This window comes from Desulfonatronovibrio hydrogenovorans DSM 9292 (genome assembly GCF_000686525.1).
In the GTDB taxonomy this organism is placed as follows: domain Bacteria; phylum Desulfobacterota; class Desulfovibrionia; order Desulfovibrionales; family Desulfonatronovibrionaceae; genus Desulfonatronovibrio; species Desulfonatronovibrio hydrogenovorans.
Genome location: NZ_JMKT01000016.1, coordinates 105,894 through 125,204, shown reverse-complemented (window position 1 = coordinate 125,204; position 19,311 = coordinate 105,894). Strand labels below are relative to the sequence as shown.

Below are 19,311 nucleotides of genomic sequence, written 5' to 3'. Positions count from 1 at the left end.
GCGCCTTGTGCCTATCTGGTTTTGCCGGATGGCGGTTTCACGTCCAGGTTACTTTTGCCAGAACATCAGCCTGTGTCTTAAAGAATAAAGAATCAGCAGGGCCAGCACTAAGGCTGAGCCCAGGTAAATCAATCCTTTTTCACCTTCAGGGTCATGGATAATCCAGTCAGCGGTGTCATAACCCATGAGCTGGTAAATCCAGTCAGCGGCAAGACCCAGCCCCAGGGTGGCCATGATAATGGAACCAAGATAGATCATGGTGATCCTTATGCCCATGACTTTGGCCACGATGGTGATGGTGATGATGTTGGTGGCAGGTCCGGCCAGAAGAAAAACCAGGGCTGCCCCTGGAGAGAGTCCTTTGAAGGCCAGGGCTGCAACAATGGGAGTCGAGGCTGTGGCGCAGACATAAAGGGGGATGGACAGGCCTAACATGAATAAAAGAGGGATAATTCCGGTTCCCAGGTGCTTTGCCAGATAGTCCTGGGGCATGAAAAAGGAGATGGCCCCGGCAATAACAACCCCCAGGACAAACCAGGGACCGATGTCCCGGATCAGGTCGTTACTCATGAAACTCAGACCTGACTTGATTCTGTGTACCAGGCCTTCAGAAACTGGATGAACCGGTCCGGTCCGGCAGTTTCCAGCACATCCGCAATCCAGGCCTGAAGAGGCTTCGGTGGTTAGCCTGGACTTGTGATTTTGATCAGGTACAAGGTTGACCAGCAAGCCGGCCATGGTTGCGGTGAGAAAGGCCGAGACAGGTCTGATCACGGTCATCAGGGGGTCAAGAAGGGCGTAAGTAACTGAAATGGAATCAACTCCGGTTTCGGGAGTGGAGATCAAAAAGGCGGTAGCAGCACCATTACTGGCTCCCTGGCTTTTCAGTCCCATGGCCGTTGGCACTACTGCGCAGGAACAAAGGGGCAGAGGCACACCCAGAAGGGAAGCCTTGATGACGGACGTGGTTCCGTTTTTACCGAGGTGGCGACTGATGATGTTGCCGGGCATGAAGGATTTTATCAGGGCCGCAGCCAGAAAACCCAGCAGAATGTAAGGGGCCGACTCCAGATAGATGAGCCAGCTCTCAAAGGCTATTCCGCTGATGTATTTGTCTGGATCCATTCTTTTTTCCCTATGAAATGCCTGGTCCAAGTCTGGTCAGGCTGATGTGAGGTTTTTTTAGTGGGCCTGGCCCGGACAAAAGCCGGGTATCTTTAATAACTTGTTTGAATTTCTGATTTTTTTTGGTTATGGATAACCATCCATAAGATCATACTGTGTTTTTTCAGTTTTTATTCTGCTCTTTCAGGTTTTTATGATGATCACCCTGGCCGGACAGCATCCAGCCTGCACTGGAAGATCGGGGTTGCTCTGGTCCTTGGGACTGCACAGGGCCTGACTCCGGATCATCCCAAGCCATGGCTGATGTCTCAGGGGCTGGTTTTCCATGAAGGAGGGTTATGCGCGGAGCCCCAAAAAAAGTAATCAAGAGCCGCTGGGAAAAGATCGGGTTCAGCCTATTGAAGCTCATCAATCCCTCGGACTGGAATCTAAGTTTCAGGTTCATTGTTATTCCGGCCATCATAATTCTATTGATGGTTCTGCTTATATGGGCCTTTTTTTCCAGGAGCATGAGCCACCTTACTCGAGAGCACCTGACTCAGCGCCTTGAGTTGACCGGAGTCTGGCTGGACAGCCAGATCTCAGAGAAGTTCAGACTGGTGGAATTCCAGTCTGCCCGCCTCTCAGAAGACCAAAACCTCGTGAATCTTTTCAATGAACAGGATCAGACAGGCACTTACAGTTATTTAAGGTCCGGTCTTGATCCGGTCAAACAAACCCAGGGGTTTAGCTCCCTTGATATCTGTGTTTATCTTGATCCTGAAGAATTCAGCCCGGGGGCCGGATGGAACTGTCCGGTCCGGGACCGGATCCTGAGGCCATTTCTTGAGCAGGCCTGGACAGTTCGGGAAACTGGCCATGAAAAATACGTGGACAGTTATGGACTGAGCAGAATCATGGTCTTTCCGGTTCTGGATCGAATGGAGACTGTGGGTGTATTTGCAGTCCGGCTGGGGCTTGGCCCACTGGCGGCTTCCCTGGACCGGCCCAGGGGAACCACCCTGGCTTTGGTTGTGCATAATGAGTATCATTCCAATCTTGCTCCATGGCTGGTCCAGACCGGGTTCGGGAGCTGGACCGCCTACGACTCCAGACATGGCTCCGTTAACCTCCCCTCAAAAGATCTGAGCATAGACAACCATATTTCCCTTGAGAAGAATCAGAGCTTTCTGCTGCATTCCTATCTTAACAGCCAAGGCCAGCCAGTTGGAGGAGTTGTTGTCGGGCTGGACCACTCCCTTATTACCAGCCATAACCAGGCATACACCCGTTACCTGACGCTCATTGTCCTGACTCTGGGCTTGGCCGTGATACTGACTCTCTATATCAACCTGGTCAAAGTCAAGAATTTTTTGTCTAAACTTAAAAGAATGATAATAGCTTCTCACAGTAATGATTTTTCCGACCGCTTTGAAACCGATCCTATTCATTGTCTTGATGTGATGAGTTGCCACAACGAGGAGTGTCCGGTCTATGAAAACCCTTCCTTGGTGTGTTATCTTGAAACCGGATCTGAAGCCATTTCTCCGGAATGGAGGGATACCTGTATTTTCCTGAACAAGTATGAAAGCTGTTCAGCTTGTCCGGTGTATGCCCTGAAAAAGGGGGATGAGCTGGATGAAATGCGAAATGTCATCAATACCATGATGCGTCTGTGGAGTATTTTCCTGGATAGAAGCGGCAGACTGCTGAGCCAGGTTCTCAGAAGCGAAGGCAGCACTTATCATGTGCCGTCTCTGGACGATGTGGCTACCCGGATGGAGCAGATGGCCAAGCTGACCACTTTCAGCCATGACATCAGAGGGGTCTATCAAAAGGAAGAAGTTTATGAGCAGCTGGAAAACGTGTTTCAGGAAGTTTTTAAGATCGACCACTATATTCTCTTTGAGGTTAATCAAAGTCAGAACAGGATGACCCCGGTTGTGGAGAGCCATCCGGAGTCATCACTCTGCAAGACGGACGTGCTCATATCTCCGGAAATCTGCCGGGCCAAGCGCATGTCCGAAGAAGTTTCTTCTGCCAATAATCCCGCCCTTTGCCCTCATTTCAACTGTGACCATTCCAGATATGTTCGCTATTGCATTCCCCTGGTCATGGGAGGACAGGTGGGCACGGTTTTTTCCTTTCTGGTTCCAAGGTCTGAATGGCACTGGAGAAGGGAGCAGGTGATTATTCTGCGCAAGTACATGGAGGAAACCGCACCCATCCTGACCACCCTGCGTCTCTTGGACCTGACCAGGGAGCAGTCCCTGCGCGACCCCCTGACCCATTGCCAGAACCGCAGATTTCTTGATGAATTCATCAAGCAGTATGAGCCCCTTTCCATCCGGGAAGAAAAGACCATCGGCTTTTTAATGGCAGACCTTGATTATTTCAAACAGGTCAACGACCAGTATGGTCATCAGGCCGGAGATGCCATGCTCAAGCAGGTGGTCAGTATAATCAGGGACGGAATCCGCTCATCAGATTTGCTCATCAGGTATGGTGGGGAAGAGTTTCTTATTCTTCTTCCCCAGGTTGAGCCTGGAATGAGCGAGGCTGTGGCCGAAAAAATCAGGGTATTGGTGGAGCAGTTCAATTTTGAAACCATTGCCGGCATCACCATTAAAAAGACCATCAGCCTGGGGGTGGCCGAGTTTCCCCATGATGCCGACACCATGTACAAGGCCATCAAGTTTTCCGATGTGGCCCTTTATGAGGCCAAGAAAACCGGTCGTAACAGGGTGGTCAGGTTTAAAAAAGAGATGTGGACCACTGAAGAGTATTGATAAGCCTGACTGTCTGGGCTATAAAACTGGTTAACCGTCATGGCCTTGGGCTGATTCAGGCGGTTTGAGGTCTTTTTTTGAGGGCACTTGGCATGAGTGCCCTTTTTTTCAATCAAGGTCAAAGGAGAACAGAACGCGTGAAAAAAACAGTATATTATATTGAAGGAGACGGAATAGGCCCGGAAGTCTGGAAAGCAGCCAGGCCGGTCCTGGAAAAGGCCGTGGAAAAGGCCTGTGCTAAGGAAGAGCAGCTGGAGTGGGTAGAGCTTCTGGCCGGTGAAAAAGCCTTTGCTGAAACCGGAGAATATCTTCCGCAAAATACCATTGATACTTTGGCCACTGCCCGGCTGGCCATGAAAGGGCCGCTGGCTACCCCGGTGAGCGGAGGATTCAGGAGTCTGAACGTGACCCTGCGTCAGACCCTGGATCTTTACGCCTGCATTCGTCCCATCCGGTATTTTCAGGGGATTGAATCACCCCTTAAAAGACCAGACCTGGTAGATATGGTTGTTTTCAGGGAAAACACCGAGGATGTTTACGCAGGTCTGGAGTGGGCCGCTAATACCCCGGAAGCCCTCAGGTTGATTTCATTTCTGCAGGAAGAGTTAAAGGTCAAAATCGCTGGAGATTCAGCCCTGGGGCTCAAGCCGGTGACTGAAAAAGGCTGCAAAAGACTGATCAGAAAGGCCCTGCAGTATGCTCTTGATCAGAAAAGAACCAGTCTGACCCTGGTGCATAAGGGTAATATTATGAAATTCACTGAGGGAGCTTTCCGGAATTGGGGATATGAACTGGCCAGAGAAGAATTCTCTGGTCAGTGCGTTACTGAAGGTGAAGCATTAAATGATGATAAAAGAATCATCATTAAGGACCGCATTGCTGATGCCATGTTCCAGGAAGTTTTGATCAGGCCTGAGCAGTACAGTGTCATTGCCACCACCAATCTCAACGGAGACTATCTTTCTGATGCTCTGGCCGCTCAGGTGGGAGGGCTGGGGCTGGCCCCGGGAGTGAACATGAGCGATGATCTGGCCTTTTTTGAACCCACCCACGGCACAGCTCCGACCATAGCCGGAAAAGACATGGCCAACCCCGGAAGCCTGATTCTGTCCGGAGCCATGCTTCTGGAACATGTTGGGTGGGGCGAGGCTGCCCAGCTGGTTTACAATGCCGTGGAAAAGGTGATTGCATCGAAAAAGGTCACAGTTGACCTTGCTTCCCAGATTGAAGGGGCCAAGCAGGTGGGCTGTCGTGAATTTGGAGAGCTGGTGGCTGAGAATATCTAAGGGATTAAGATATTAATTCTGGCAGTTCAAAAGAATATTTCGGTCCAGGTTCTGGAAAAAATAAAGCCCGGATAAGCATGATTGCCTATTCGGGTTTTATTTTGGATTGAACCTTTTGGGGTTGATGTTGTACTTTTTGACCTTGTAATTGATGATTCGATAACTGACCCGAAGATCCCTGGCTGCCTGAAGCATGTTGCCTTTGGCTTTTTTCAGGGCATCAACAATTAATTCCTGTTCAAACTTGGCTACTGATTCCACAAATGGAAGCTCGTGGTCTGTAGCAGTGCTTTCTGCAGTCTGCAGGGTTGGGGGGAGGTGATAGGTCCTGATGACCTCCTCGTTACACAATAAAACCGATCTTTCCAGACAGTTCCTGAGTTCGCGTACGTTTCCCGGCCAGGGATACTGGGATAAAAGATCCATGGCTGGAGTTGATATCCTCTTGATGTTTTTTTCATATTCCCGGCAGAACATCTCCAGGAAGTGTTCTGCCAGGGGCAGGATATCTTCCCTGCGTTCCCTCAGGGCTGGAATGAAAATGGGAAACACGTTTATCCGGTAATACAGGTCTTCCCTGAATTTTCCCTCTTCAATCAGACTCTCCAAAGGCTGGTGAGTGGCGCAGATGATTCGGACATTGACTCTGGTGGTTTTTTCGCTTCCAAGGCGCTGGATCTCTCCTTCCTGAATGGCCCGGAGAAGTTTGGCCTGGGCCTCGGCACTGAGTTCGCCAATCTCATCCAGAAAAAGGGTTCCCTGGTGGGCCAGTTCAAAGCGCCCCTTCTTCTGTCCAACCGCCCCGGTAAAAGCTCCGCGTTCATAGCCAAAAAGTTCGCTTTCCAGCAGTTCCGAAGGCAGGGCAGCACAGTTCAGTTTGATGAAGGGCTTGTTTTTTCTGGGACTTATGTTGTGGATGGCCTCGGCCAAAAGTTCCTTGCCTGTCCCGGATTCACCCCGAATGAGAACAGTGGCCTTGCTGGGAGCGACCTGCATGATCTGGCCCATGATGGTCACCATGATCTTGGAAGAAGCAATGAGTTTGTTCTGGGCCAGATCCTGGTAACTTATGGCCTGATCAACCAGGGGTAAGCCGGGAAACTCTTTGTGTCTGCTTATCTCCTCCTGCAGAAAAGAGGTCTGTCTGGCTATGATGATGCCCAGGACCTGAAGGAACCGGCAACTCTCTTCGAGTTCGGAAATGTTTTTCAGTCCCATTTCCGCATTAAGGACACCCAGTATCTCCAGCTCATTGTCCGGGCTGTTTCTTTTGACCGGAACCGAGATAAAGGACAGAGAAGCCAATTCTTCCGGAGACCGGTCAAAGGCCAGGTTCAGGAAGTTGGGATCATCCTTCATTACCGGGACAATAATTGGGGCCTTTTCCTTGACTACCAGGCCGGTTATTCCCTGGCCCGGGGTATAGGAATACTTCGGGGTCTTGCGGTGGCCATGGCAAAGACTGAAATCAATGGTCTGGGTTTTGGGGTCCAGAATGGCCAGAGACATCCGCTTGTAGCCCATTTCACCAGCCGTGGTCTTGAGCAGGTTTTCCAGGCCATCGCGAAGCGGACCCTGCCAGCCCAGCTCCATTAATATCTTTTCAAGGATGGTAAGGTGATTTACCTTGTTCATACACTCTCTTGGGTGGACTGCCTGGCATAGTCAGCTCCAAGGCGGGCTGCCTGAAGATTAACATCCACCAGCTTGGGCTTGAGCCTTTTTTTGATGGAGTCCAGCAGAACATCCAGGCCAAAGGGAAGGATGCCCATGGAAAAGAAGGCCCCCATGAGAACAGTATTGGCGGTCTGAACCACTCCGGTTTCCCTGGCCAGGGTAATGCAGGGCAGGAAAACAGCCCTGGGTGAACATTCCAGGGTCTTTGACTTGATCATTTCCACTGAAGGATATTCCTGCTTGCCAGTGGAAACAGATATTGGAGGCACAGGGTCCTCGCTGCTGAGGACCAGACCGTCCTTCTTGAGAAAAGGCAGGGCCCTTAAAGTTTCCATTGGTTCAAAACCCAGGATTACATCAGCCTCACCCTGGGATATTTTCGGGCTTACATAGCCCCCAAGCAGGACAAAGGAGTGAACGACCCCTCCGCGCTGGGCCATGCCGTGGATTTCTCCGGCACTTACGTCCAGGCCCTGTTCCAGGGCGGTTTCAGCCAGAAGTTTGGTCGCGGTCAGGGTTCCCTGGCCTCCCACTCCAGTAAAGAATACGCGTAACGGTTTCATTTATCAGCTCCTGGAACCAGGTTTGATTTCATCACATATCTGAACGCAGACCATGCAACCGGCGCAAGTATCCGGATTGATCCTGACGTTTCCTTCTTCCATGTAAAAGGCTGGACAGGCCAAGGTGTTCAAACAGTCCATGCTGGCCTGGCCGGAATTTTTGACCACACCCACCTTGCTTCTTTTTACCCCCAGGACTCTTTTGGCATAGAGGGGACAAGGCTCTTCAGCGATCAGCACCCGGACTCCTTTCATTGATTTGAATTCCATCAGGGCCTCGGATACGGCCTTCTGATTCAAGGCCTTGACCTTTCGGATCTGCTCGACTCCACTGGCCCGGACCAGAGGTTCAATTTCCAGGTTGCCCGGCCTCAGTCCATACAGGGCCTGATCCACTCCCGGGTGGGGCTGATGTCCGGTCATGGCTGTTGTTCTGTTGTCAAGGATAACCAGAATAAGGTCATAGTCGTTGTAGACTGCATTGATCAGTCCGGTGATCCCTGAGTGGAAAAAGGTGGAATCTCCAATAAAGGCCACCACAGGGTTGTCAATGACTCTGGACATGCCGCATCCGCTGGAAACCGAAGATCCCATGCACAGCAGGAAATCTGCTGCTTTCAAAGGGGGAAGGATCCCCAGCGTGTAGCATCCAATATCTGAAGAATAAACAGCATCATCACCGAATATCTTTCTGGTGTTGACATAGACCGACCTGTGGGAACACCCGGCACACAGGTTTGGAGGACGGTTGGGCAGGTCGCTGATCTGGACCGAACAGGTGGCAGGCGGTGTGTGTTTGAGTCCGGTCGCTCTGGCCAAGGCCTTTTCAACACAAAGGGTGGAAAATTCATCCCAAAGAGGAAGGTCTTCTCCCTTGCCCATGACTTCAATCCCCAGGCCTTTTTTCTGACAGAGGACCCGGATGTCGTTTTCCAGAATGGGCTCAAGCTCCTCCAGAATGACGACCTTGTCCAGATCCTTCAGAAAGGTTTCCACCATTTTCTGGGGCAGGGGATGTGCAATGCCCAGCTCAAGAACCTTGACTTTAAAATCTGGGCGTGACTTCAAAACATCCTTCAAGTACGACCTGGCAACCCCTGAGGCTATGACCCCAATATTTCCATGACCAAAGATCCTGTTCCACCTGGAGGTTTCAATCTCGTCTCGAATTTTCTCAAGATTTGCAGTCAGCACCTTGTGTCTGATCCGGGCCACCGCTGGAATGGGCACAAATCTTCCTGGGTCCTTTTTGAATTCACCCTTGGTCTTGGCCGGTTTCATGGGACCGAAATCCACTGGCCCCCGCAGATGATTGACTCTGGTGGTGGTTCTTAAAAGTACCGGCTGCTCCCACTTGGCGGACAGTTCCATGACTTCTCTGGTCATGTCCTTGCACTCCTGAGCGGTTGACGGCTCAAAACAGGGCAGGCCGGCAAGTCTTGCATAATAGCGGTTGTCCTGTTCGTTCTGGCTTGAATGGCAACCAGGGTCATCGGCCGAAAGAATGACCAGCCCCCCTGGGGTTCCAATATAGGCCAGAGTCATCATTGGGTCTGCAGCTACATTTACCCCGACATGCTTCATGGTGACCAGGGTGGGCACGCCGCCCAGGGCAGCTGCCCCAGCGGTTTCCATGGCTACCTTTTCATTGGGGGCGTATTCAAAATAGTATTCACCCTTGGCTGAAAGCCGGAAAAAGGTATCTGGAACCTCAGAGGATGGTGTGCCTGGATAGCAGGAAATAAACCCGACTCCAGCTTCCAGGGCGCCCCTGACAATGGCCTCGTTGCCCAGGAGTAGTTCCTTGGCTCCGGCATTAGGATCTAAAAGGTTCATAAGTTTGCTTCCTTTGTCAGCTTGAAATTTTCAAACGTAATTGATCGATCTTGTACTCAATAAAGCCGGGATCGGTTCCCTGAACATCATCCTTGAGCTTTTGGTAAGCTTCCAGAGCGGTTTGGTAATCTCCAGCTCTTTCAGCATTAAAAGATAAAAGGGTTAGATACTGATTCTTGAATTCCCCGGGGATCTGGGCTTCTCTTTGTTTAAGAGTAGCCACGGCTCTTTCATAATCTCCCAGCAGCTCATAGGCTTTGGCCTGGCCAAGGATAGCCACAGGACGCATATCCCGGTCCAGTTGCCCAAGCTGGGCAAAGTAGTCGGCCGCATCCTGGAATTTTTCCAAATTCATGCTTGTTCCAGCCAGTTCCAGGACAATGGCTCCTTTAAGGCGGTCAGGGGCCTGACCAAGAAAGCCCTGCAAAAGAGCAAGCCTGGTTTCAGCAGATTCTTCAGCCATAATGGAAGTCAATTCTGCATTAATGTTGCTGATCTTTCTTTCCTGCCAGAAGGAATGGATGGAATACACCGCTGCAATGGCCAGCACTGAGCCGACAACCAGGACGATGAGCTTGATGTTGTCCTGGATCTTCTGCAGAAAGGGATGGGCTGAATCATCAGCTTCACTCATGATCCTGTCCAGAAAACCTTTTTTGTAAGACTCACTCATGAAAACTCCTTGAACTGCCTGATGGAAACTGGTTCTCCAGGCAAAATATAACCTTCAAAACCAGGATATTATTCTAACCGGGCTCACCAGGCAAGGAAAAAATAACAAATATGTAATTTGCCAGACTGCCCGGCTTTGCCTCAGGTAGAAATCTTTTCAGCCAGGTCCATCATTTTTCTGGCTGCTGGACTGTCAGGATGGGTTTTGACATATATGTACCCTTCATCGCCACTGCGGACGATTTCCGGGTCAATGGGAATGCCGCCCAGAAAAGTTACGCCCATTTCCCGGGCCAGTTTTTCTCCTCCGCCTGTATTGAAGATGTCCAAGTGTTCATTGCACTTGGGACAGGAATAACTGCTCATGTTTTCCAGTATGCCCAGGATAGGAGTTTCCATTTCCCTGCAAAAGGTAATTGAGCGGCGTACATCGTCCACTGCAACAGCCTGGGGAGTAGTAACGATAATGGACTTGGCATCAGAACCCAGCAGCTGAAGTGCAGACATGGGTTCATCTCCGGTTCCAGGGGGGCAGTCCACTATCAGGTAATCCAGTTCACCCCAGGCCACATCCTGCAGAAACTGCCGAATTAGACCCATTTTTACCGGTCCGCGCCAGATGACAGCTTCCCGGTTGTCAGGCAAAAGAAATCCCAGGGACATGACCCACAGATTGCGGCCCCAGGGAACTGGTTCAATATAATCTTTTTCAATATGCGGTTTTTCTGATGAAAGGCTTAACAGTCTTGGAATGGACGGACCGTGTACGTCCACATCTAGAAGTCCAACCTGAAAACCCTTCATGGCCAAAGCAGCAGCCAGATTAGCGGCCACAGTACTTTTTCCGACTCCGCCCTTGCCGCTCATGACCACCAGCTTGTTTTTGATTTTGCCCATCTTCTGTTTTAATTTGGCATCCTTGTCTTCTTTTTTCTTGTCAGAAGAACAGGCGCATGATGAGGCCATTTTCAGATCCTGCATTGGAAAACCTCCGAAATTGTGTCCGGTGTCCTGCTGTTCCCAGTAACTGAGCATGCTCAGTTGCCGGGAGGCTAAAAAGCCACCGGTTTTTTGGTGTTAAGCCAAAATGTCTTGATTCAAAAAGACAATAACCACGAAGCACTCCCGGACCAGAATCTTAAAGATCCAAGGTCCTGGGCTATTCGTGGTCAATTAAAAGTGATCAGCGACCTTTTTATCACGAGTCTTTCTTTTTTATCACTTCCTGCCTAAGCCAGTCATACCATGAATCAAGACCTTCCCTGGTTTTGGCTGAAACCGGAAAAATCTCGATGTTTTTGTTGAGACTCTTTGCAAAGTTCGATGCCTTTTCCAGACTGAAGTCAACATAGGGCAGAAGATCGGTCTTGTTCAGGAGCATGACCTTTGACTCGGCAAATATAAGGGGATACTTTTCAGGCTTGTCATCTCCCTCCACCACGCTCAGGATGGTGATTTTATAGTCTTCGCCTACGGAAAATTCAGCCGGGCAAACCAGATTGCCAACATTTTCAACAAACAGGATATCCACTTTTTCCAGATCCATCTGTCCGGCAGCTTCCAGGACCATGGAACCGTCCAGATGGCAGCCACCTTCAGTGTTAATCTGTATGGCCTGAGCTCCGGTGGCCGCGACCCTTTCAGCGTCGTTGCTGGTCTGCAGATCTCCCTCGATGACGGCCATGTTAAACTCGCTCTTCAGGTCGGTGAGGGTTTTCTCCAGGAGAGTGGTTTTGCCGGCTCCTGGGGAACTCATGAGGTTCAAGACCAGGATTTTTTTCTCCTGAAACATGGCTCTCAGCTGATCGGATATGCGATCATTGGCTTCCAGGATTTTTCTGACTACCTTGATTTGCATCTTCAATCTCCGATTATGGGTTATCTATAAAGTAAGGTCGACTCTGTGACTGTTGAAGGATCAGCCCATGCCAGGGAATATGCTGGTTATGTTCAACCAGGCAGGGGACCCCTTATTCTGCTTCGATTTCGTCGATATAGAGCTCTTTTCCGGACACAATGTCGTGTCCGAACTCAGCACTGCAGTGCGGACAGGTCATAATCATCAGGTCATCTTCAGGAGAAAACTCCTTCTGGCATTCCCGGCACTTTGCAACCAGGGGAACCTCTTCGATTTCCAGGGCAGAACCCTCTAGGGAGGTCCCGGCGGTCATGGCTTCAAAAGCTGTTTGCAAAGCCTCGGGCACTATGGCTGAAATCCGACCGAATTTGACCTTGATCCTGATGAGCCTGGTCACGTTGTGCTTGGCCATCTCCTGTTCAATAATCCCAACCAGACTGTGGGCAATGGACATTTCATGCATATGCTAAGACCTGTGGGCAACCTGGTTGCCGGTCCAGGCAGGAGATGAAAATATGTCCAGACCTGTCCCATCCCGGCCACCAGGAAGCCCAGGGATTTATAGGTTCAGATTGTAGCTCTTAATAAAGTCCTTGATCCGCTTGGAAGACTGCTCCATCCGGACCTTCAAGGATTTTCTGTATTCAACCAGGTCTACTGTGGATCTGGCAACGCCGGACTTCATGGCTGCCTCTGCCACAGCTGTTGATTCCCATTCAATTATCCTGGGATCAAGTGGTTTGGGAATTACGTAGTCAGGGCCGAATTTCAGCTCCTTTAGTCCATATGCTTCAAGCATTTCTGACGGAACCGGCTCCTTGGCCAGTGCAGCCAGGGCATTGGCTGCGGCGATTTTCATATCTTCGTTGATTTTCCGGGCGTTGACATCCAGGGCTCCGCGAAAGATGAACGGAAAGCCTGAAACATTATTGACCTGGTTGGGAAAATCAGACCGTCCTGTTCCCATAATGCAGGCAGGGCTTGCCTCCATGGCCTCGGGATAGGATATTTCCGGATCCGGGTTGGCCATGGCGAAGATTATGGGAGAATCGGCCATGGTCCTGACCATGTCCTTGTTCAAGAGGCCCTTGACTGAAAGGCCGATGAAGGCATCGGCCCCCTTGATGGTTTCGGCCATTGAACCGAAATCTTTGGTCTGGGCAAACTCCAGCTTGTACTTGTTCAGGTCGGTCCGGCCTTTGTGCAGCAGGCCCTTGGAATCATACATGAAGATGTTTTCAGGTGGAAGCCCCAGGCTGACATAAAACTTGCAGCAGGCAATGGAGGCAGCTCCTGCACCGGAAACGATCATTTTCAGGTTTTCAATCTTCTTGCCGGTGATTTCCAGAGCGTTGAGCAGGCCGGCTCCTGAGATGATGGCTGTACCATGCTGGTCGTCATGAAAGACCGGGATATCCATTTCTTCAATGAGGGTTTCTTCGATCTGGAAGCACTCAGGAGCCTTGATGTCTTCAAGATTGATCCCTCCAAAGGTCGGTTCCAGCATTTTTACAAATTCAATAATTTTTTCCGGGTCTTTCTGGTTGATGTTCAGGTCATAGACATCAATGTCGGCAAAGGCTTTGAAAAGAACACCCTTTCCTTCCATGACCGGCTTTCCGGCCATGGGGCCGATATTGCCCAGGCCCAGCACTGCTGTTCCATTGGATATGACTGCCACCAGATTGGCCCGGTTGGTATACTCAAAGACCTTGGCCGGATTTTCAGCGATTTCCAGGCAGGCCTGCGCAACTCCGGGACTGTAGGCCATGGAAAGATGTTTCTGGTTGGCGCAAGGCTTTACAGGCACGACTTCGAGTTTGCCCTTCCTGCCCATGCTGTGATATTCAAGCGCCTCTTCTCTGGTAAATAAAGCCATTTTTGCCTCCAAATGAGAATTATGCATAAGAAATTTGACGATTTTGCCATATTTGGTCAATGCCGGTCTAAATTCATAGGTCAGATGACCATGGTTTTCAAGCACATATTTTGAGGAAAGATTGGACAGATTCAATAATTTTCAATCATTCAAGGATAATCTGGACTGTCTGGGTCAGTTTCGGATGGAACTTGGCCTTGGCCGGATGAAGCAGGCCATGGCCAGACTCTTTGCCAAGGGATTTGAGGTGACTTCTGCCCAGATTGTGGGGACCAACGGAAAGGGCTCAACAGCAGTTTTTCTGGAGAGTCTGGCCAGGCAGCATGGTCTTAAAACCGGCCTTTACACTTCCCCTCATCTGGTGAGCATGAAGGAAAGGATAAGAATCAGAGGCAGGACTATACCAGATGAAGACTGGCTTCAGGCGGGAAATGAGGTTTTTTCCAAGTGCCATGGGCTTGACCTGACCTATTTTGAGGTCCTGACCCTGATGGCCATGGTGATCTTTCAAAGACAAAAAGTGGAGCTGGCTGTGCTGGAGGCTGGTCTGGGCGGCAGATTTGATGCCACCACAGCCGTTGATCCGGCAGTCAATATCTTTACCCCAATAAGTTTTGATCACACCAAAATTCTTGGAAACAGTCTTGAGAAAATAGCATGGGACAAAGCCGGAGCCATGAAAAAGGGCCAGGTGGTCCTGGCCGGACAGGAACAGAAGGTCATGGAAGTCCTGTTGCAGAGGGCAGCAGATTTGGGGGCAAGTATCTGCCTGGTCAAAGATCATTTTCAGTTTGCAGATCAAGCTGTAAAGCATAGACATGACCCTTTAATGCTCATCAGGGATCTGGACCTGGGACTCAAGGGGGGGCATCAACTGGAAAATGCGGCCTGTGCTTTTCTGGCCTGGAAGGTGCTGGCTGAAGAAAAAGGCTGGAGGCTTGATCCCGGCCTTTGTGCCAGAGCCCTTAAAGAAGTTCACTGGCCGGGCAGGCTGCATGCGGCCCAGGAAAAACCTTTACTGATTCTGGACGGGGCTCATAATGAGCAGGCCCTGAATGCTCTTAAAAAAGCCCTGGATCAGATGGGTGTCAAACCGGAGATCCTTGTTTTTTCCTGTCTTAAAGACAAGGATGTCAGCAGGCTGGCCAAAATAGTGGCATCATTTGATGCCAGAATAATTTTTGTACCTGATATACATGGCAATCCCCGGGCCATGCCCAAGGAGGAACTGGCCCTGATTATCGGCCAAAAGGCCCGTCTCCTGAGTAATGTAAGTCAATTTCTGGCCGGTCTCAAAGATAACGACGGTCCGGTCCTGGTCTGCGGCTCCCTGTACCTGCTGGGTGAGATCTATTCAGAGTTTCCTCAATGGCTGGACAGCCGGGCAGACAGCTCCTGATATTGCCGGCTGAACTGTCTGGATTTTTCAGAACTGATTGATTAAAGTTGATTTTTTAGGTTTCAACAAGAAGTGCTCTGCTCATGTCCCATGGACTTATTTTTGGGAGCGACTCTTTTGGGGTAGATGTTGACTTGAATCCGTCCAGAGGCAACAATCCGGTTCTTAGGTGCACCCACTGGGTGCACATTTGCCGGAGATTCAGGTAGCTCTTGAAAGCTCACCATATATTGCCGGCAGCCATGAGTCTGCCTTTGGGTTTAAAGTCCAGGCGAATGCAAAAACTTGAGAAAAAGGTGTTCTTAGCATGATTTGCCCTTGTAAAATGATGACCGTTTCAGGAGGTTTTCTTGACCAGTTTATACAGACTGCTGCCATCAGTTGACTCCATCCTGGCTTACGTGAGCACTGAAAAGACTTATGGTGATCTGCCCAGGGCCTTTATCAGGGATCTGGTCAATGATTTTCTGGAGGTATGCCGGGAAGAGATCAGGGCCGGAGCAGTTAGAGATGAGCAGGATCTTGATCCTTCAAGGCTTAAGTCCAGGCTTGAGGCATATCTGAAGGTTCAGACCAGACCTCATTTTAGAAGGGTGATCAACGCCACCGGCGTAGTCATCCATACCAACCTGGGAAGGTCCATTCTAAATAAAAAGGCTGCTCAGGCCGTGTGGGAATCCTGCCTGGGTTATTCCAACCTGGAATTTTCTCTGGACACTGGCAAGCGGGGCAGCAGATACAGTCATGTGGAGGAACTTTTGTGCAGAATCACCGGGGCTGAAGCCGGGCTGGTGGTTAATAACAATGCCTCGGCTGTGCTCATAATCCTGGATACCCTGGCCAAGGGAAAGGAAGTGGTTGTTTCCAGGGGGCAACTGGTGGAGATTGGAGGTTCTTTCCGCATTCCAGAAGTGATGGCCAAGTCCGGAGCCATTTTAAAGGAGGTGGGTGCAACCAACCGGACCCATCTCAAAGACTATCAGGCTGCAATTAACGAACAGACCGGAGCCCTGCTCAAGGTGCATACATCCAACTACCGGATCATCGGCTTTCACAAGGAAGTTTCGTTGAAAGAACTGGTTGTCCTGGGAGAGAAATATGGTCTGCCAGTGATTGAAGACATGGGCAGTGGCAACTTTTTTGATTTTGCCGCCCATGGATACCATTTTATGGTTGAACCCACTGTCCAGCAGGTGGTCAAGGACGGGGTGTCAGTGGTTTCTTTCAGTGGCGACAAGCTTCTTGGAGGCCCCCAGGCTGGAATAATTGTCGGCAAAAAGGAATTTATTGATCAGATCAAGAAGAACCCCATGAACAGGGCCATTCGGATAGACAAAATGACCCTGGCCGCTCTGGAATCCACTCTGCGGTTCTACCTGGATCCTCTGGTGGCCATGAAGGAAGTGCCCACCCTGCGCATGATCACCATGAAGGCCGAAGAAATAAAAAAAGAGGCCCATAAACTCAGATCCCGTATAAAAAGAAACCTGGGACAAGAAGTCAAGCTTTCCATATTGCCTGCCCAGTCCAGGGTGGGTGGGGGAGCCTTTCCTGAACAGGATCTACCCACCTGGCTGGTGGGAATCAAAGTCATGTCTCTGACCTGTGACCAGTTGAAGGAAAAATTCCTGCGCACTGACCCGCCCCTTATCGGCAGGATTGAAGACGATTTTTTCTGTCTTGATCCCAGGACCATCAGCAGTGATGAATACAGTCTGGTGTGTGATGTCTTGAAGCAGGCTCTAAAATAGGAGGACTGACCATGGCCATACTGGAGGGAGATTTTAAAAGTCTGGTCCGCAAAAAGATCCTGGTGACCGGGGGAGCAGGATTCATTGGTTCTCATTTATGCCAGAGGCTTGTTGAGCAGGGGCATGAGGTTGTGTGCTGCGATAACTACTTTACCGGTCAAAAGGACCACATCCGGTCCCTGTTGACAAATCCTCAGTTTGAACTCCTGCGACATGACATTACTTTCCCCCTCTACATTGAAGTGGATGAGATATACAACCTGGCCTGTCCGGCCTCGCCTGTTCACTACCAGTTTGATCCTGTCCAGACCACCAAGACCTGTGTGCATGGTGCCATTAATATGCTGGGGCTGGCCAAGCGGGTCAAGGCCAGAATTTTTCAGGCCTCAACCAGTGAAGTGTACGGCGATCCGGAGGTGCATCCTCAGCGGGAGGATTACTGGGGATGGGTCAATCCCATAGGTCCCAGATCCTGTTATGACGAGGGCAAGAGATGCGCTGAAACTCTTTTTTTCGACTATCGGCGTCAGCACAATCTGGAGATCAAGGTGGCCAGGATATTCAATACCTATGGCCCCAGAATGCATCCCAATGACGGCCGGGTGGTGAGCAACTTTATCATGCAGGCCCTCTACAACAAACCCATTACTGTATTTGGAAAGGGGGAGCAGACCAGGTCGTTCTGCTTTGTGGACGATCTGGTTGAAGGTTTTCTCAAGTTCATGGCTTCACCGCCTGGACTTACGGGTCCGGTGAATCTTGGCAACCCTGTGGAAATAACCATTCTGGAGCTGGCTGAAAAAATTATTGCCATGACCAGGTCAGAATCAAGGATTGTGTTTAAGCCCCTGCCCAGAAATGACCCCAGGCGCAGAAGACCGGACATCACCCTGGCCAAAGAAAAGCTTGGGTGGGAGCCAAAAGTGGATCTAAAGAGCGGCCTGGAAAAGACCATTGAATATTTTAAACAGCTGATCCAGGACCAACCCTCTGTTTGAGCTGAGAGCACGGGCTGAGGGCAGTTTTTGACTGTCATAAAGCAATAGATAATTTATATAAAAAAATACGGAGTTTTAAATGGAGTTTGAACCCAAGAACTGCTGGGAAGTTTTTAAAAGTAAAAAACACGTTTCAGCCATGGACAGGCTGGCTGATCAGTATATTGACTTTTTGAGCCGGTGCAAGACTGAACGCGAAACCGTGGACTGGATTGTGAAAAGGGCTGAAGGGTCTGGGTTCAGACCAGGTTTTTCCAGTGCCGGATTCATGAAAGTTCATAAAGGCAAAAGCTTGATCATGGTCAGAAAGGGGAAAAAGCCCCTGGCTGAAGGCCTGAGGATCCTTGGAGCCCATGCAGACACACCAAGGCTTGATCTGAAACAAAGGCCCCTGTATGAAGAATGCCGGGTCAGCCTGGCCAAGACTCATTATTACGGTGGAATCAGAAAGCATCAATGGCTGGCCAGACCCCTGGCCCTGCATGGGGTGATAGTCAAGACCGATGGAACCAGGATCAACGTCTGCATCGGCGAAGACCAGCTTGATCCTGTTTTGACCATAGCCGACCTGCTTCCCCATTTGGCCTACAGACAGATTGAAAAGAAATTGTCCGAAGCCTTTGAAGCTGAAAAACTGAATGTAATCCTGGGGCATGTCCCTGAATTGTCGGCCAAGGACAAGGAAAAAAAATCAGCAAGGCATAATGTTTTGAAGATCCTCAAGCAGCGTTTCGGGATCATTGAAGAGGACCTGTACAGTGCAGAGCTTCAGGCGGTTCCGGCTGGCCCGGCCAGATATGTGGGGCTGGATAAAGGGCTGATCGGAGGCTATGGCCATGACGACCGGGTCTGCACCTTTACCGGATTTGAGGCCTTTCTAAAACAGGACAGTCCTGAATATACCCAGGTCCTTCTGATCTGGGATAAAGAGGAGATCGGGTCTGAGGGTTCCAGCGGAGCCAAGTCCCTGTTTATGGAATACTCCATAGAAGACATTATTGATGCCTGGGAGCCTGATACAAGAATCCGGACCGTGTTTGAAAACACCAGGGCTGTTTCGGCTGATGTGCATGCGGCCATGGACCCGGATTATCAGGATGTTCACGAAAAGCTCAATGCCTCACTCCTTGGATATGGACCGGTATTCTGCAAGTTCACCGGACACCGGGGCAAGGTGGGAGCCAACGATGCCCATGCCGAGTATGTGGGCTGGTTGAGGGGCATCCTGAACAAGGCCGGGATTCCCTGGCAGATGGCTGAAACAGGCAAGGTGGACCTGGGCGGGGGAGGAACCGTGGCCAAGTTCCTGGCAGTTTACGGAATGGACATTATTGATTTTGGTCCCGGAGTCCTGGGCATGCACAGTCCCTTTGAGATCTGCAGCAAGGCTGATGTGTATGCTACCCTGCTGGCCTATGAGCAGTTTTTAAAGAACTAGGGACTGCTTCTGAATGGGGTTTTTCTGGTGTCTTTGATTTCTAATGGATTTTAATTCCCAC

The 19,311-nt window shown here is 50.3% G+C and carries 16 protein-coding genes; 6 read left to right on the top strand and 10 right to left on the bottom strand.

The genetic code is table 11. The features are described 5' to 3' along the window. Window positions 1-48: 48 nt before the first annotated feature. Complete coding sequence (locus P771_RS0113525) at window positions 49-1,125, bottom strand: SO_0444 family Cu/Zn efflux transporter (protein ID WP_084301941.1); 1,077 nt, start codon at window positions 1,123-1,125, stop codon at window positions 49-51. Between the two features lie 183 nt (window positions 1,126-1,308). Continuing rightward, a complete protein-coding gene (locus P771_RS18915; RefSeq protein WP_153304081.1) occupies window positions 1,309-1,452 on the bottom strand; it encodes a hypothetical protein in 144 nt (47 codons plus the stop codon). An 11-nt stretch (window positions 1,453-1,463) separates the two neighbouring features. Between P771_RS18915 and P771_RS18485 the strand changes: the two genes are divergently transcribed. Together P771_RS18485 and icd are read left to right on the top strand one after the other, a co-directional pair. Continuing rightward, window positions 1,464-3,893: a GGDEF domain-containing protein gene (locus tag P771_RS18485; RefSeq protein ID WP_028575553.1), complete on the top strand. Its 2,430-nt coding sequence runs from the start codon at window positions 1,464-1,466 to the stop codon at window positions 3,891-3,893. Between the two features lie 137 nt (window positions 3,894-4,030). Next, a complete protein-coding gene (gene icd, locus P771_RS0113510) occupies window positions 4,031-5,179 on the top strand; it encodes an NADP-dependent isocitrate dehydrogenase (RefSeq protein WP_028575552.1) in 1,149 nt (382 codons plus the stop codon). A gap of 96 nt (window positions 5,180-5,275) precedes the next feature. Here icd and P771_RS0113505 read toward each other — a convergent pair whose 3' ends face one another. The 8 genes from P771_RS0113505 to P771_RS0113470 all read right to left on the bottom strand — a co-directional run bounded on the left by P771_RS0113505 (window position 5,276) and on the right by P771_RS0113470 (window position 13,664). Further along, window positions 5,276-6,814, bottom strand: a complete 1,539-nt coding sequence (locus P771_RS0113505; RefSeq protein WP_028575551.1) for a sigma-54-dependent Fis family transcriptional regulator — start codon at window positions 6,812-6,814, stop codon at window positions 5,276-5,278. Continuing rightward, window positions 6,811-7,419: an indolepyruvate oxidoreductase subunit beta gene (locus P771_RS0113500; RefSeq protein WP_028575550.1), complete on the bottom strand. Its 609-nt coding sequence runs from the start codon at window positions 7,417-7,419 to the stop codon at window positions 6,811-6,813. Before P771_RS0113500 ends, P771_RS0113505 begins: the two co-directional genes overlap by 4 nt. 3 nt (window positions 7,420-7,422) lie before the next feature. Beyond that, window positions 7,423-9,255, bottom strand: a complete 1,833-nt coding sequence (gene iorA, locus P771_RS0113495) for an indolepyruvate ferredoxin oxidoreductase subunit alpha (protein ID WP_028575549.1) — start codon at window positions 9,253-9,255, stop codon at window positions 7,423-7,425. 16 nt (window positions 9,256-9,271) lie between these two features. Then, entirely contained in the window at window positions 9,272-9,928 is a 657-nt protein-coding gene (locus tag P771_RS0113490; protein WP_028575548.1) for a tetratricopeptide repeat protein, read from the bottom strand. Window positions 9,929-10,068: 140 nt separating this feature from the next. After that, window positions 10,069-10,908, bottom strand: coding sequence for an Mrp/NBP35 family ATP-binding protein (locus P771_RS0113485; protein WP_150112205.1), 840 nt, complete (start codon window positions 10,906-10,908; stop codon window positions 10,069-10,071). Between the two features lie 217 nt (window positions 10,909-11,125). Further along, the gene (hypB, locus tag P771_RS0113480; protein WP_028575546.1) at window positions 11,126-11,785 is read right to left on the bottom strand and encodes a hydrogenase nickel incorporation protein HypB; all 660 of its coding nucleotides are present in this window, start codon (window positions 11,783-11,785) and stop codon (window positions 11,126-11,128) included. A gap of 112 nt (window positions 11,786-11,897) precedes the next feature. Beyond that, entirely contained in the window at window positions 11,898-12,248 is a 351-nt protein-coding gene (gene hypA, locus P771_RS0113475; protein ID WP_028575545.1) for a hydrogenase maturation nickel metallochaperone HypA, read from the bottom strand. Between the two features lie 96 nt (window positions 12,249-12,344). Further along, window positions 12,345-13,664 (bottom strand): malic enzyme-like NAD(P)-binding protein, encoded by a 1,320-nt coding sequence (locus tag P771_RS0113470; protein WP_028575544.1) that lies wholly within the window; start codon window positions 13,662-13,664, stop codon window positions 12,345-12,347. 121 nt (window positions 13,665-13,785) lie between these two features. Between P771_RS0113470 and P771_RS0113465 the strand changes: the two genes are divergently transcribed. From P771_RS0113465 to P771_RS0113450, 4 genes are all read left to right on the top strand, one after another. After that, window positions 13,786-15,063: a bifunctional folylpolyglutamate synthase/dihydrofolate synthase gene (locus tag P771_RS0113465; RefSeq protein ID WP_028575543.1), complete on the top strand. Its 1,278-nt coding sequence runs from the start codon at window positions 13,786-13,788 to the stop codon at window positions 15,061-15,063. Between the two features lie 350 nt (window positions 15,064-15,413). Next, window positions 15,414-16,814 (top strand): L-seryl-tRNA(Sec) selenium transferase, encoded by a 1,401-nt coding sequence (gene selA, locus P771_RS0113460; protein ID WP_028575542.1) that lies wholly within the window; start codon window positions 15,414-15,416, stop codon window positions 16,812-16,814. 11 nt (window positions 16,815-16,825) lie between these two features. Continuing rightward, on the top strand, window positions 16,826-17,812 hold the full coding sequence (locus P771_RS0113455; RefSeq protein ID WP_208595976.1) for a UDP-glucuronic acid decarboxylase family protein: 987 nt from the start codon (window positions 16,826-16,828) through the stop codon (window positions 17,810-17,812). A 79-nt stretch (window positions 17,813-17,891) separates the two neighbouring features. After that, entirely contained in the window at window positions 17,892-19,250 is a 1,359-nt protein-coding gene (locus P771_RS0113450; RefSeq protein WP_028575540.1) for an aminopeptidase, read from the top strand. Window positions 19,251-19,311 lie beyond the last annotated feature (61 nt).